Origin of the sequence: Actinomadura scrupuli, from assembly GCF_050971785.1 — a bacterium.
GTDB classification, from domain to species: Bacteria; Actinomycetota; Actinomycetes; order Streptosporangiales; family Streptosporangiaceae; genus Actinomadura_E; species Actinomadura_E scrupuli.
In genome coordinates this window covers 29,059-43,531 of the sequence record NZ_JBPCCU010000005.1, presented here as the reverse complement: position 1 = coordinate 43,531, position 14,473 = coordinate 29,059, and the positions used below count along the sequence as shown (strand labels likewise).

At 70.6% G+C, this 14,473-nt stretch carries 13 protein-coding genes; 8 read left to right on the top strand and 5 right to left on the bottom strand.

Annotation, left to right across the window (positions count from 1 at the left end; genetic code table 11):
• Positions 1-19 precede the first annotated feature (19 nt).
• The 5 genes from ACRYCC_RS22805 to ACRYCC_RS22785 all read left to right on the top strand — a co-directional run bounded on the left by ACRYCC_RS22805 (position 20) and on the right by ACRYCC_RS22785 (position 4,718).
• Positions 20-1,492 (top strand): AlkA N-terminal domain-containing protein, encoded by a 1,473-nt coding sequence (locus tag ACRYCC_RS22805; protein ID WP_433815123.1) that lies wholly within the window; start codon positions 20-22, stop codon positions 1,490-1,492.
• 35 nt (positions 1,493-1,527) lie between these two features.
• Complete coding sequence (locus ACRYCC_RS22800; protein WP_433815122.1) at positions 1,528-2,046, top strand: methylated-DNA--[protein]-cysteine S-methyltransferase; 519 nt, start codon at positions 1,528-1,530, stop codon at positions 2,044-2,046.
• An 89-nt stretch (positions 2,047-2,135) separates the two neighbouring features.
• Positions 2,136-2,624 carry a MarR family winged helix-turn-helix transcriptional regulator gene (locus ACRYCC_RS22795; protein ID WP_433815120.1) on the top strand — a complete coding sequence of 163 codons (489 nt, stop codon included), beginning with the start codon at positions 2,136-2,138 and terminating at the stop codon, positions 2,622-2,624.
• 77 nt (positions 2,625-2,701) lie between these two features.
• On the top strand, positions 2,702-4,171 hold the full coding sequence (locus ACRYCC_RS22790) for an MFS transporter (protein ID WP_433815118.1): 1,470 nt from the start codon (positions 2,702-2,704) through the stop codon (positions 4,169-4,171).
• A gap of 46 nt (positions 4,172-4,217) precedes the next feature.
• Positions 4,218-4,718, top strand: coding sequence for a pyridoxamine 5'-phosphate oxidase family protein (locus tag ACRYCC_RS22785; RefSeq protein WP_433815116.1), 501 nt, complete (start codon positions 4,218-4,220; stop codon positions 4,716-4,718).
• Positions 4,719-4,746: 28 nt separating this feature from the next.
• On the opposite strand, the gene ACRYCC_RS22780 is transcribed toward ACRYCC_RS22785, so the two are convergent.
• On the bottom strand, positions 4,747-5,610 hold the full coding sequence (locus ACRYCC_RS22780; RefSeq protein ID WP_433815114.1) for a helix-turn-helix domain-containing protein: 864 nt from the start codon (positions 5,608-5,610) through the stop codon (positions 4,747-4,749).
• A gap of 100 nt (positions 5,611-5,710) precedes the next feature.
• Between ACRYCC_RS22780 and ACRYCC_RS22775 the strand changes: the two genes are divergently transcribed.
• Positions 5,711-6,631 (top strand): SDR family NAD(P)-dependent oxidoreductase, encoded by a 921-nt coding sequence (locus ACRYCC_RS22775; RefSeq protein ID WP_433815112.1) that lies wholly within the window; start codon positions 5,711-5,713, stop codon positions 6,629-6,631.
• Between the two features lie 242 nt (positions 6,632-6,873).
• Here the strand turns inward: ACRYCC_RS22775 and groL are convergent, their stop codons facing one another.
• Complete coding sequence (gene groL, locus ACRYCC_RS22770) at positions 6,874-8,496, bottom strand: chaperonin GroEL (RefSeq protein WP_433815110.1); 1,623 nt, start codon at positions 8,494-8,496, stop codon at positions 6,874-6,876.
• 209 nt (positions 8,497-8,705) lie between these two features.
• On the opposite strand from groL, the gene ACRYCC_RS22765 reads away from it, so the two are divergent.
• Positions 8,706-9,314, top strand: a complete 609-nt coding sequence (locus ACRYCC_RS22765; protein WP_433815109.1) for a TetR/AcrR family transcriptional regulator — start codon at positions 8,706-8,708, stop codon at positions 9,312-9,314.
• A 112-nt stretch (positions 9,315-9,426) separates the two neighbouring features.
• On the opposite strand, the gene ACRYCC_RS22760 is transcribed toward ACRYCC_RS22765, so the two are convergent.
• From ACRYCC_RS22760 to ACRYCC_RS22750, 3 genes are all read right to left on the bottom strand, one after another.
• Positions 9,427-12,312: a vitamin B12-dependent ribonucleotide reductase gene (locus tag ACRYCC_RS22760; RefSeq protein ID WP_433815107.1), complete on the bottom strand. Its 2,886-nt coding sequence runs from the start codon at positions 12,310-12,312 to the stop codon at positions 9,427-9,429.
• Between the two features lie 118 nt (positions 12,313-12,430).
• Positions 12,431-12,889, bottom strand: coding sequence for a transcriptional regulator NrdR (nrdR, locus tag ACRYCC_RS22755; protein WP_433815105.1), 459 nt, complete (start codon positions 12,887-12,889; stop codon positions 12,431-12,433).
• A gap of 269 nt (positions 12,890-13,158) precedes the next feature.
• Positions 13,159-13,509 (bottom strand): LysM peptidoglycan-binding domain-containing protein, encoded by a 351-nt coding sequence (locus tag ACRYCC_RS22750; protein WP_433815103.1) that lies wholly within the window; start codon positions 13,507-13,509, stop codon positions 13,159-13,161.
• Between the two features lie 200 nt (positions 13,510-13,709).
• Between ACRYCC_RS22750 and lexA the strand changes: the two genes are divergently transcribed.
• Positions 13,710-14,408: a transcriptional repressor LexA gene (gene lexA, locus ACRYCC_RS22745; RefSeq protein WP_433815101.1), complete on the top strand. Its 699-nt coding sequence runs from the start codon at positions 13,710-13,712 to the stop codon at positions 14,406-14,408.
• Positions 14,409-14,473: the final 65 nt, after the last annotated feature.

The following is a 14,473-nucleotide window of genomic DNA, read 5'->3' as shown; positions in this document are numbered from 1 at the left end:
CACCGGCGAAGCTGTCGGTATGCATGAAGACGTGGAGCGGTGCATCCGGGCCGTGCAGTCCAAGGACGCCCGGTTCGACGGCTGGTTCTTCGGCGCGGTGATCACCACCGGGATCTACTGCAGGCCGAGCTGCCCGGTGGTCCCGCCCAAGGCCGAGAACATGCGTTTCTACCCCAGTGCCGCCGCGGCCCAGCTGGCCGGGTTCCGGGCCTGCAAACGCTGCCGGCCCGACGCCAGCCCCGGCTCTCCGGAGTGGAACGTGCGCGCCGACGTCGTGGCCCGCGCGATGCGTATGATCGCTGATGGCGTCGTCGACCGTGAGGGCGTGCCCGGTCTGGCCGCACGGCTCGGCTACAGCACGCGCCAGATCGAACGGCAACTGCTCGCCGAGCTCGGTGCCGGTCCGCTGGCCCTGGCGCGGGCCCAGCGGGCCCAGACCGCCCGGCTGCTGATCGAGACCAGCACCCTGCCCATGGGCGACGTCGCGTTCGCCGCCGGGTTCGCCAGCATCCGGACCTTCAACGACACGGTCCGGGAGGTCTTCGCCATGACCCCGACCCGGCTCCGGGAGCGGGTCGCCCGAGGCCGCCCGGCCGCCGCTCCCGGGGTGCTGTCGCTGCGGCTGCCGTTCCGTGCCCCGCTGGCCCCCGGCAACCTGTTCGGGCATCTCGCCGCGACCGCCGTGCCCGGGGTCGAGGAGTGGCGGGACGGCGCGTACCGCCGCACCCTGCGCCTGCCGCACGGCCACGGCATCGCCACCCTGCGGCCGCTGCCCGACCACGTCGGCTGCCTGCTGAGCCTCAGCGACCTGCGCGACCTCTCCACCGCGATCAGCCGTTGCCGGCGCCTGCTCGACCTCGACGCCGACCCCGTGGCCGTCGACGACCTGCTCCGCGACGACCCGGTGCTCGCTCCCCTGGTGCTCAAGGAGCCCGGCCGCCGGGTGCCTCGCACCGTCGATCCGTCCGAGTTCGCGGTGCGGGCGGTGCTCGGCCAGCAGGTGTCCACCGCGGCCGCCCGCACCCACGCGGCCCGGCTGGTCACCGCGCACGGCGAGCCGATCGCCGACCCCGCCGGGGATCTCACGCATCTCTTCCCCGGACCGGCGGCGCTCGCCGGGCTGGACCCGACGGCGCTGGCCCTCCCCGGGACCCGGCGCGCCACGCTCACCGGCCTGATCGCCGCCCTGGCCGCCGACGAGATCGACCTCGGCGTCGGCGGCGACTGGCACCGGGCCCGCGAACGCCTGTCGGCCCTGCCGGGACTCGGGCCGTGGACCGTCGAGACCATCGCGATGCGGGCCCTCGGCGACCCGGACGCGTTCCTGCCCACCGACCTCGGGGTCCGCGTCGCCGCCCGCCGGACCGGCCTCCCGGCCACGCCCGCCGCCCTCACCCGGCGCGCCGCCGCCTGGCGGCCCTGGCGCGCCTACGCCGTGCAGCACCTGTGGGCCACCGGCGACCACCCCATCAACCGGCTGCCCGCCGCCTGACCGCCCCGCACGAAGGACCACACGAAGGACTCGAGATGACTCTGCCGCACCACAGGACGCACACCGTGCTGGACAGCCCGGTCGGCCCGCTCACCCTGGTGGCGGCCGACGGGACCCTGACCGGCCTCTACATGCACCGGCAGCGGCACCGGCCCCCGGAGGAGACGTTCGGGGAGTTCGACAGCGAGCCCGGCACCGGTCCGTTCGCCGAGGCCGCGAGCCAGCTGCGGGCCTATTTCGACGGACGGCGGACCACCTTCGATCTGCCCCTGCTGCTCACCGGCACCCCGTTCCAGCAGCGGGTGTGGTCCGCCCTGCGGGACATCCCCTACGGCGAGACGATCTCCTATGGCGAGCTCGCCGACCGGATCGGGCGGCCCACCGCCGCCCGGGCCGTCGGCCTGGCCAACGGAAAGAACCCCATCGGCGTCATCGTGCCCTGCCACCGCGTGGTGGGCTCCACCGGTGACCTCACGGGGTACGGCGGCGGCCTGGCCACCAAGCGGCACCTGCTCGACTTCGAGCGAGGCGTCGTCGGGGCGGCCCTGTTCTGAGCGGCCGGTCCCTCGGCGCCACAGGTTCACGGGTTCACGGGTTAGCAGCAGATAATCTGCTTGCGGACGTGCTTGGGTAGGCTGTCCGCATGACCACGAGCGCGCCCACCCGAACGGTCGCCGACCTGTCCTTTCTGCTGTCCCACGCCAGCCACGTGCTGGCCACGCAGATGACGGCCGCGTTCGCCGAGATCGGGATCACCCCGCGCGCCTACTGCGCGCTCTTCCACGCGCTGGAGACGGAACGCACCCAGATCCAGCTCGCCGAGATCTCCGACATGGACAAGACCACGATGGTCGTCACGGTCGACGAACTGGAGCGGGCGGGTCTCGCGGAGCGCCGCCCCTCGAGCACGGACCGCCGGGCCCGGATCATCGCGGTGACCGAGGCGGGCGAGCGGCTCGTCACGGAAGGGACGAAGATCGCCGACCGGGTGCACCGCGACGTGCTCGAAGCACTCCCCGAGGGACAGCGTGAGGTGTTCATGGACGCCCTCACCCGCCTGGTCGGCGGCCATCTGGCCCGGCCGGTGGAGTCGGAGCGGCAGGTACGGCGGGCACGGCAGCCCAAGAAATAGTTCCGTAGCAGATCGTCTATAACAAAACTATCCGCTAGAGTCGCTCCTGTTCGCTTCACGAATCAGGAGACGACTTCATGTCCCGTTCCGCGATCCCCGCTCCCCGGTCCCGCTGGCTGGCCCTAGCCGTGCTCTGCACCGGGATGCCGATGATCATCCTCGACGGCAGCATCGTGACCGTCGCGCTCCCCGCCATCCAGCACGACCTGGGCTTCTCCCCCGCCGGCCTGACCTGGACCGTCAACGCATACATGATCGCTTTCGGTGGCCTGCTGCTCCTGGCCGGGCGGCTCGGCGACCTGATCAGCCGCAAGCGCGTCTTCCTCGCGGGCCTGGCGCTGTTCACCGCCGCGTCCCTGCTGTGCGGGGTCTCCACCGGCCAGGAGATGCTGATCGCCGCGCGATTCCTCCAGGGCATCGGCGGGGCGCTGGCCTCGGCGGTGAGCCTGGGCATGATCGTCACGCTGTTCCCCGACCCGCGCGAGCGCGGCAAGGCGATCGGCGCCTTCAGTTTCGTCGGCGCCGCCGGCGCCTCGATCGGGCAGGTCGTCGGCGGGGTTCTCACCGAGGCCCTCAGCTGGCACTGGATCTTCTTCATCAACCTGCCGATCGGCGTCGCGGCGATGGCCCTGGCCGTACGGGTCCTCGAGCGGGACCGCGGGCTCGGGTTCGCGGCCGGGGCCGACGCGCTGGGCGCCCTGCTGGTCACCGCGGGGCTCATGCTCGGCGTCTACACGATCGTCGAGACCGGCCGCCACGGCTGGGGTTCGGCGCACACGATGGGCTTCGGCGCCCTCGCGGTCGGCCTGCTCGCCGGGTTCGTCCTGCGGCAGGCGAAGGCGGCCGACCCGCTGCTCCCGCTGCGGATGTTCCGCTCGCGCAACGTGTCGGGCGCCAACCTCATCCAGGTCCTGATGGTGTCGGCCCTGTTCGGGTTCCAGATCCTCATCGCCCTGTACCTGCAGAACGTGCTCGGCTACGGCGCCGCTGCAACCGGCCTGGCGATGCTCCCGGCGGCAGTCATGATCGGCGCGGTGTCCCTCGGCCTCTCGGCCCCGCTCAGCGCCCGTTTCGGCGAGCGCAACGTGCTGCTCGCCGGGCTCGCCCTCCTGGTGGTGGCGCTCGGGCTGCTCACCCGCCTGCCCGTCCACGCCGACTACGCCGTGCACCTGCTGCCGACGATGCTGCTCGCGGGCGGCTTCGGCCTGGCGATCTCCGCACTCACCGCCCTCGGCATGTCGGATGCCGATGCCCGCGACGCCGGGGTGGCCTCCGGGCTCTTCAACACCACCCAGCAGGTCGGCGGCGCGTTCGGCGTCGCCGCGCTGTCCACCCTGGCGACCGCCCGCACCGAAGGCCTGCTCGGCGACGGGCACACCACGGCGTCGGCGCTGACCGGCGGCTTCCACCTCGCCTTCGGCATCGGCGCCGGTCTCCTCACCGCCGCCTTCGTGCTCGCCGCCACCGTCCTGCGGCGGCCACGGGACGCGGCCCGGCCGCAGGCCCCGGCGGGCAGCGAGCAGCCCGCCTCCTTCACCGCGTCATGACCACCCCGATGCCGGGCGACCGGCCACGACAGAGGAGCCGACCTCCATGACCGAGACGACGCGAGACGAGAACACCTACGAGCCGGGCCGGGGCCCCGGCGCGCTGACCCTCACCGATGACGCGCTCGCGCGGCTGCTCGGCGCGCACCAGATGGGCGCCCTGGCGGTGAACAAGCGCAACGGCCACCCGCACCTGTCCACCGTGGCCTACACCTGGGATCCGGCGGAACGCGTCGCGCGTATCAGCACGACGGCCGACCGCGCCAAGGTGCGCCTGCTGCAGCGGGATCCCCGCAGCGGCCTGTACGTCTCCAGCGCGGACTTCCTGTCGTTCGTCGTCGCCGAGGGCGAGGCGGAGCTGTCCGCGGTGAGCACCGTGCCCGGGGACGGGCCCGGGCGGGAGCTGCTCGCCATGGTGCCGGCCTTCGACCGGCCACAGGACGAGGCCGCCTTCCTGGAGAACATGGTCGCCGACCGGCGCCTGGTGATCAGGCTTCGGGTGTCCCGCCTCTACGGCACCGCCATCGACGTGCCCACCGGCCGATGATCCGGGTGGGCGGATCGCTCGCCGGCCGCTACCGGGGCGTGCTCGCCGCGGTGGCCCGGCCGGGGGACGGTCGCGCCGTGGTCAGGTGCGCGAGCAGCCGAAGCCGCTCGTGGGACGGGGAGCCGGGCTCGGCGTGGTAGGTGACCAGCATCTGACCGGGCGCGCCGGGGAGCGCCAGCTTCTCGTAGTGGAGATCGAGGGAGCCGATCTGCGGGTGGCGCAGGCGGGTGACCCCGCTGGTCTTCTGGTGCACGTCCTGGCGCGCCCAGAGCACCCGGAAGCGCTCGCTGCGCAGGCTGAGCTCACCGACCAGCTCGACCAGGCGCGGATCGTCGACGGCGGCCCCGATGACCGACCGCAGGTAGGCGACGGCCTTGGTGGTCATCTCGTCCCAGTCGCGGTAGAACTCCCGCAGCTCCGGCTCGAGGAACGCCGCGCGCAGGGTGTTGACACCCGGTGCGAAGAAGGGGCTGAGCGCGACGGCCATCGAGTTGGCGGCCAGTGTGGTCATGTAGCGGCCGTGGACGAGGGCGGGCGTGGTCGTCCACTCGTCGATCAGGCTCTGCACGCTCGCGCTGACCCGCTCCGGCCGGGAGGGCCTGCGCCGTACGGCTCGCGCCGGCCGGGCCAGCGCACGCAGGTAGGTCTCGGCGTCGGCGTCGAGCCGCAGGGCACGGGCGATGCCGTCGAGGACCTGATCCGACGGGTGCCGGTCGCGTCCCTGTTCCAGGCGCAGGTAGTACTCCATGCTGATGCCGGCGAGCAGCGCCACCTCCTCCCGCCGCAGACCGGGCACCCGCCGGCGTCCTCCGGCGGGCAGGCCGACCTCCTCGGGCAGCAGCCGCTCACGGCGAACCCGCAGGTACGCACCGAGTTCGCCGCCCGTCGCCATGACCCCAGGGTACGGCCCCGTGAGCGATGCATCCTGTCCCTGCGGGTACCAGTGTCAGCAGGGACTTACTGACGGTGACGATCCGCCGCATCATCGGACCATGACACAAACGTCGCAGACACCGTTCGGATTCGCCTCGACCGCCGACGAGGTCCTGGCCGGGGTGGACCTGTCCGGCACCCGCGCGCTGGTCACCGGAGCCTCGTCGGGTGTCGGTACCGAGACCGCCCGCGCCCTGGCCGCCGCCGGAGCCGCCGTCGTGCTGGGCGTACGCGACCTCGACGCGGGCCGGCGGACCGCCGCCCTGATCTCGGAGTCGACCGGCAACCCGGACGTCGGCGTCGGCCGTCTCGACCTCGCCGACCTCGGCTCGGTCCGCGAGTTCACCGACGCCTGGCACGGACCTCTCCACATCCTCGTCAACAATGCCGGGATCATGGCGCTGCCGGAGCTCACCCGCACTCCGCAGGGCCGGGAGATGCAGTTCGCGGTCAACTTCCTTGGGCACTTCGCCCTGACCGTCGGACTGCACGACGCGCTCGCCCGGGCCGGGGGCGCCCGTATCGTCTCGCTCAGCTCCAACGCCCACCTGCCCTGCCCGGTGATCTTCGACGATCTCGACCACCGCTTCCGGTACTACGACCCCATCGGGGCGTACGGGGAGTCGAAGACGGCCGCGGTGCTGCTGGCGGTGGAGGCCGGCCGGCGATGGGCCGGCGACGGCATTATCGCCAACGCGGTGCACCCCGGGGCCATCGCCACCAACCTGCAGCAGCACACCGGCGGGCTCCGGACACCACCCGAACGCCGCAAGAGCGTCGCCCAGGGCGCGGCGACGTCGGTGCTCGTGGCCGCCTCACCGCTGCTGGCCGGTGTGAGCGGACGCTACTTCGAGGACTGCGGCGAGTCGACGGTCGTGAGCCAGCGACCCCCGATGTTCGGCGGCGGCGTCGCTCCCTTCGCCCTGGACCCCGGCAACGCCGAGCGGCTCTGGACGGCCGCGACGGACCTGCTGTCCTGACCCGCGCGAGGCCGCCACGCGGGCGGTGATCGCCGCGATCCTGCTGGACCCGGTGTCAGGTGTCCCCCGGACCGTGGGTTTGAGCGGGGAGCCGATTGCCTCTCGGCTCCCCGCCCCGACCAGGTCCTCCACGCCTCGGAGGCACTCGGCGTACTGGCGCACCGCACACATTCGGGGAGTGCGGTGCTCCCAGCGCCTGATACCCCGGCGGACCGCCCTGACGAGGATCGGACGGGCCCGGTCTAGAAGTCCATACCGCCCGCGTTCGGCGCGGCCGGAGCCTTGTCCTTCTCGGGCAGTTCGGCGATGACGGCCTCGGTCGTCAGGAACAGTGCCGCGATGGACGCCGCGTTCTGCAGCGCCGAGCGCGTCACCTTGGCCGGGTCGATGATCCCGGCCCGGAACATGTCGACGTACTCACCGGTCGCGGCGTCGAGGCCCTCACCCGGCCCGAGCGAGCGGACCCGCTCGACCACGACGCCGCCCTCCAGCCCGGCGTTGATCGCGATCTGCTTGAGCGGTTCCTCGAGAGCCCGCTTGACGATCGCGGCACCGGTGGCCTCGTCGCCCGCAAGCTCGATCCTGCCGAACGCACCGGCGCCCGCCTGCAGCAGCGCCACGCCACCACCGGGCACGATGCCCTGCTCGACCGCGGCCTTCGCGTTGCGGACGGCGTCCTCGATGCGGTGCTTGCGCTCCTTCAGCTCCACCTCGGTCGCCGCCCCCGCCTTGATGACGGCGACCCCGCCGGCCAGCTTGGCGAGACGCTCCTGGAGCTTCTCCCGGTCGTAGTCCGAGTCGCTGTTCTCGATCTCGAACCGGATCTCGTTGACCCGGCCCGCGATGTCGCCGGGGTCACCGGCGCCATCGACGATCGTGGTCTCGTCCTTGGTCACCACGACATGCTTGGCCCGGCCGAGCATGTCCAGCGTGGTGTTCTCCAGCCTCAGCCCGACGTCCTCGGACACGACCTGGCCGCCGGTCAGGACCGCGATGTCCTGCAGCATGGCCCTACGGCGGTCACCGAAACCCGGAGCCTTGACGGGCACGGACTTGAACACCCCATGGACCTTGTTCACCAGCAGGGTCGCGAGCGCTTCGGCTTCGACGTCTTCGGCGATGACCAGCAGCGGGTCACCGGTCCGCATGACGGCCTCCAACACCGGGAGCAGATCCTTGTTCGCCGACACCTTGGCGGCCACCAGCAGGATGTAGGGGTCGTCCAGCACCGCTTCGAGCCGGGCGGTATCGGTCATGAAGTGCGGGGCGAGGTAGCCCTTGTCGAAGCGCATGCCCTCGGTGAGCTCGAGCTCGAGGCCGAAGGTGTTGCTCTCCTCGACGGTGATGACGCCTTCCTTGCCGACCTTGTCCATCGCCTCGGCGATCATCTCCCCGATCGCGGGATCGGCGGCGGAGATGGAGGCCGTGGAGGCGATCTGCTCCCTGGTCTCCACCTCCTTGGCGATCATGGAGAGCTCCTCGCTCACACACTCGACGGCGAACTCGATCCCCCGTTTGAGGGACATCGGGTTGGCTCCGGCGGCGACGTTGCGCAGTCCCTCACGGACCAGTGCCTGCGCCAGGACGGTGGCGGTGGTGGTGCCGTCGCCCGCCACGTCGTCGGTCTTCTTCGCGACCTCCTTGACCAGCTCAGCCCCGATCTTCTCCCACGGGTCCTCGAGCTCGATCTCCTTCGCGATCGACACACCGTCGTTGGTGATCGTGGGCGCACCCCACTTCTTCTCCAGCACGACGTTGCGGCCCTTGGGGCCGAGCGTCACCTTGACGGCATCGGCGAGCCGGTTCATGCCGCGTTCGAGGCCGCGCCGCGCGTCCTCGTCGAACGCGATCATCTTTGCAGCCATTGCTCTCCTCGTCTCAGGGGGAAAGGGCGAGCCGGAACGGCGCCCGCGACGGACGGCCTGCCTGCCTGCCGACAGGCCTCGCCGTCCCAGCACGCCCTCGTGTTGGCACGTGCCGGGCATGAGTGCCAGGCATCGATCCGCACTCTACTCACAACTTGCGTGCCACGCATATAGTGCGGGGCACGCATCACATTGGTAAGCTGCGGACCGTGAACGACGATGAGCCCGTGGACATGCGAACCCACCACAAACTGGCCACCCGCGAAGCGATCAGCACCGCCGCACTGCGCCTGGCGGTGGAACACGGCCCCGGAGGGCTCGCTCTCGTACGAGTGCGCGACATCGCCGCGGCCGCCGGGGTCTCCCCCCGCACCTACAACAACTACTTCTCCAGCCGGGAGGAGGCGATCTGCGCCGTCGAATCCGACCGGGCCCGGCGTCTCGGGCAGGCGCTCCTGTCCAGGCCGGCCGCCGAGCCGCTCGGCCAGGCCATCGCCGCAGCCGTGATCGAGCACTACGGCACCGCCGAACCCGACAAGGTCGGCCTGCGCATGATCATGAGCAGTTCCGAGCTGGAGGGGGAGGCCCTGAAGGCCTTCACCACGGCGGAGGAGCCTCTGGCCGCCGCGATCGCCGAGCGCCTCGGCACCGACCCCGCCCACGACCTCTACCCCCAGGTCATGGCCGCCGCGATCGCCGGTGCCGTACGGGTGGCGGCCCGGCACTGGCTCGACCCCGGCCACACCGAGTCATTCGCCACCGTGCTCGGCCGCGCCCTCGCCCATGTCCTTCCCGGCACGGATCCGAGCGATCCGTGACCACAACGCCGAGGGGTGGCGAGCCGGATCGGCCCGCCACCCCTCGCGACCGGTGGTCATCGCGTCACGTGCACGCGACCGAAGGCCGCATCCACCGCGACTTCGCCCGGTTTCAGCTGCAGCCGCTGGTGGAGCCGCAGCCCTCGCAGACGTAGCAGCTGCCGGCCGGCCGCATCTTCGTGCCGCAGGTCATGCAGAGCGGCGCGTCGGCCGTCCGGCGCTGGTGGCTCTCGGTCACGTCCACCGGCGATCCGGCCGGTGCCGGCGCCAGGGGCAGCTCCCTGGGCTCGGCCGGCTTGTCGACGGGCTTCTCGATGGGCGCCGACTGGGCCAGGGTCTCCGGGTCGACCTCGTCCTCGGCCTGCAGCGCGGCCGGAGCCTCCCCGGAGGCCTGCAGGGAACGCTCGTCGGCGGTGAAGATGCCCAGCTCGGCCCGCTGCTCGTATGGGAGGTGGTCGAGCGCCAGCCGCCGGAAGATGTAGTCCATCATCGAGGTGGCCATCCGGATGTCCGGGTCGTCGGTCATGCCCGCCGGTTCGAACCGCATGTTGGTGAACTTCTCCACCCAGGTCTCCAGCGGCACGCCGTACTGCAGGCTGATGGAGATCGCCATGGAGAAGGCGTCCATCACCCCGGCGAGCGTCGAGCCCTGCTTGCCGAGCTTGAGGAACACCTCACCGAGGCCGTCTCCGGGGTAGCTGGAGGCCGTCATGTAACCCTCGGCCCCGGCCACCGAGAACCGGGTGACGGTCGCGGGCCGCCGCTTGGGCAGCCGCTTGCGGACCGGCCGCACCTCCGGCGGGGAGGCGGCCACGACCGGTTCGGCCTCGGCTTTCTCCTCCTCCTTGTCCTTCTTCTTGGCGACCGACAGCGGCTGGCCGACCTTGCAGTTGTCGCGGTAGATCGCGAGCGCCTTGAGGCCCATCTTCCAGCCCTCGAAGTACACCTTCTCGATGTCCTCGACGGTGGCGGTCTCCGGCACGTTGCAGGTCTTGCTGATCGCACCGCTGAGGAACGGCTGCACCGCGGCCATCATCCGCACGTGGCCCATCGGGCTGATCACCCGCTCGCCCATCGCGCAGTCGAACACCTCGTAGTGCTGCGGCTTGAGACCCGGCGCGTCGATGACGTGGCCGTGCACGGCGATGTACTCGACGATCGCCTCGATCTGCTCCTGCTGGTAGCCCAGCTGCTTGAGCGCACGCGGGACCGTGAGGTTGACGATCTGCATCGAGCCGCCGCCGACCAGCTTCTTGAACTTCGCCAGCGCCAGGTCGGGCTCGATGCCCGTGGTGTCGCAGTCCATCATCAGGCCGATGGTCCCGGTCGGGGCCAGCAGGGAGGCCTGCGCGTTGCGGTACCCGTTCTTCTCACCCAGCTTGAGGCACTGCTGCCACTGCCGGGTGGCCTCGACGTGGACCTCCTTGTCGATCTCGTCGAGGGTGCGGATCTCGTCGTTGGCGGCGGCGTGCTTGCGCATGACGCGCTTGTGCGGCTCGGCGTTGCGCTCGTAACCGTCGTACGGCCCGACCACGCCGGCCAGCTCGGCGGAGCGCCGGTAGGCCACCCCGGTCATCAACGAGGTGATCGCGGCGGCGATCGACCGGCCGCCCTCGGAGTCGTAGGCGTGACCGCTGGCCATCAGCAGGGCGCCGAGGTTGGCGTAGCCGATGCCCAGCTGGCGGAAGGCCCGGGTGGTCTCGGTGATCTTCTCGGTGGGGAAATCCGCGAACGTGATCGAAATGTCCATCGCAGTGATGATCAACTCGGTCAACTTGACGAACCTGGCCACGTCGAAGGAGTCGTCGGCCTGCAGGAACTTCATCAGGTTGATGGAGGCGAGGTTGCAGGAGGAGTTGTCCAGGTGGAGGTACTCACTGCACGGGTTGCTCGCCGTGATCCGGCCGGACTCCGGGCTGGTGTGCCAGTCGTTGATGGTGTCGTCGTACTGGATGCCCGGGTCGGCGCACTCCCAGGCGGCCTGGGCCATCAACCGGAACAGGTCCTTGGCCCGGATGGTCTCGATGACCTCACCGCTGAGCCGGGACCGCAGACCGAACTCGCCGTCGGTCTCCACCGCGCGCATGAACTCGTCGGAGACCCGCACCGAGTTGTTGGCGTTCTGGTACTGGACGCTGACGATGTCCTTGCCGCCGAGGTCCATGTCGAAGCCGGCGTCGCGGAGCGCACGGATCTTGTCCTCTTCACGCGCCTTGGTCTGCACGAACTCCGCCACGTCGGGGTGGTCGACGTCCAGCACGACCATCTTCGCGGCCCGCCGGGTGGCACCACCGGACTTGATGGTGCCCGCGGACGCGTCGGCGCCGCGCATGAAGGAGACGGGACCGCTGGCGGTGCCGCCGGACGACAACAGCTCCTTGCTGGAGCGGATACGGGACAGGTTCACCCCCGAACCCGAACCACCCTTGAAGATCACGCCCTCTTCCTTGTACCACTCCAGGATCGACTCCATCGTGTCGTCCACGGAGAGGATGAAACACGCCGAGACCTGCTGCGGCGAGGCCGTACCGACGTTGAACCACACAGGCGAGTTGAAACTGAACACCTGGTGCACCAGGGCGTACTTCAGCTCGTGCTCGAAGATCTCAGCGTCCTCATCGGAGGCGAAATAGCCGTTCTCCCGGCCGGTGTCGGCATAGACCTGCACGACCCGGTCGACGAGCTGCTTGAGGCTCCACTCCCGCTGGGGTGCGCCCACCGCGCCACGGAAGTACTTCGTGGTGACGATGTTCGCCGCGTTGACCGACCAGAACGCGGGGAACTCCACCCCGTGCTGCTCGAAGTTGACCGAGCCGTCCCGCCAGTTGGTCATGACGACGTCACGACGCTCCCAGGTCACCTCGTCGTACGGATGCACACCGGGTGTGGTGAAGATGCGCTCCATCTTCAGCCCCTTGCGGCCCGCTCCGCCGGCCCCGCCCCGCCGGACGCCGCCCTTGCCGCTCCGGGCCGCTGAACCGCTGACCGTCTCTGTCATGACTTCCCCTCTTGAGCCCACCCGCCGGGGCTCACATCCCAGGACTACCTCACCCCTGCGGCCGGCGGTTCGCCGGCCGGGGCGATCGTGTTCAACATCGTTGTCAACACGGATGCGCTCACTCCCCTGGGGAAGCCGCCGTCCGCAACGTCGCGATCTCCTTCTCGAAGTCGTCCAGCGACTCGAAGCCCCGATAGACCGAGGCGAATCGCAGGTAGGCGACCTCGTCGAGCTCCCGGAGCGGGCCGAGGATGGCCAGGCCGATCTCGTGGGACGGCATCTCGGCCGCCCCCATCGCCCGCAGCGCCTCTTCGACCCGCTGTCCGAGCTGCGCCAGCGCGTCCTCACCGACCGGGCGGCCCTGACAGGCTCTGCGCACCCCGGCGATGATCTTCTCTCGGGAGAAGGGCTCCGTGACCCCGCTGCGCTTGGCCACCATCAGCAGCACGCTCTCCTGCGTGGTGAACCGCTTGCCGCACTCCGGGCAGGAGCGACGTCGCCGGATGGCGGCGCCGTCCTCGGTGGAGCGGCTGTCGATGACCCGGCTGTCGGGGTTACGGCAGAACGGACAGTGCATCGCGCTTCCCCTTCCCCCGCACGGATCCGGTCATCCGGGTATGCCGCGCCGCCCGGAGAAGCTTTACTCTCAGGACACGCCGTTACCTGACGCACCGCCACAAGGACACAACTTGTGGTGAAGTTACATCCGTGCAACTACTAGATGTTGTGGTCAACCGTAGGCCTCCCACAAGAGCTGCGCAAGCGGAAACCACTGGGACGCGGGTAGACCCTGGTCACATCGGGGCTGCAGTGGCGCGGCTCCGCGTGTCGCGGGCCCCGGGGGCGCTAACCGGGCAGCGCCAGCCGCTGACCAGGCTGGATGATCGCGCCCGGCAGGGCGTTGAGGTCGATGATCTGCTGCACCGTGATCCGCGGATCGGTCGCCGGCCGGTTGCGCACCGCGATGTCCCAAAGTGTGTCACGGCCGCCGACCGTGACCGTCTGCCGCTGGCGGCCCGCCCCGGCCGGATCCTGCCGGTGGGCCGGCCCCGCGGAGGCGCCGCGCCCGGCCGTCACCCAGAGCCCCAGCAGCACGATCGTCGCGACCAGCAGCACCAGCACGAGCCGCCCCCGCCTGGTCAGCCTGATCTCGCCACCCCGTCGTCCGCTCCGGCGCTTGTGCGGCGTCGTGGCCACGGCGACCTCCTCGCACGAATCTTCGATCTTCGAATGCAGATTCGATCGAACGGTTGTACGATTTCTATCGCATGGCAACGACAAAACGCCAGTACATTCTTCGAACAATTGTTTGATCATCTGGGGTTGGCGCGATAACGTGCGACTACAGAAGTGCAGCGAGTGGCGCACGCACAGCGACGAGGAGGCGAGACCGACCAATGAGCAAGGTCCGGGAGATGCCTGATGGGCCTATGGACGAAAGCGGGCTCACCCAGCGGCAGCGCATGGTGCTCGAGGTGATCCGCGACTCCGTCCAGCGCCGCGGCTATCCCCCCTCCATGCGCGAGATCGGTGAGGCGGTGGGGCTGACCAGCACCTCCAGCGTGTCGCACCAGCTCCGCACCCTGCAGCGCAAGGGCTACCTGCGCCGCGATCCCAACCGCCCGCGCGCGGTGGAGGTGCGTGTGCCCGGCAAGCCGGCGGTGCTCAGCGAGCCGGAGTCCTACGAGACCGCCGGCGGCCAGGACACCACGGGCCATCCCGTGCCCGCGTACGTCCCGCTGGTGGGCCGGATCGCCGCGGGTGGCCCGATCCTGGCCGAGGAGGCGGTGGAGGACATCTTCACCCTGCCCCGGCAGCTGGTCGGCGAGGGCACGCACTTCCTGCTGAAGGTGTCCGGCGACTCGATGATCGAGGTCGCCATCGCCGACGGCGACTGGGTGGTCGTCCGCCAGCAGCCGGTCGCGGAGAACGGCGACATCGTGGCGGCGATGATCGAGGGCGAGGCCACGGTCAAGACGTTCAAGCGCAAGGACGGCCACGTCTGGCTGCTCCCGCAGAACCAGGCCTACGAGCCGATCGCCGGCGACGACGCGTCGGTCCTCGGCCGCGTGGTGGCCGTCCTCCGGAAGGTCTGACCAGGTCGGGTACGGCCTCGGCACGTCCGGGGCCGCCCGGCCTGTCCGCGCGGGCCGGACGGCGC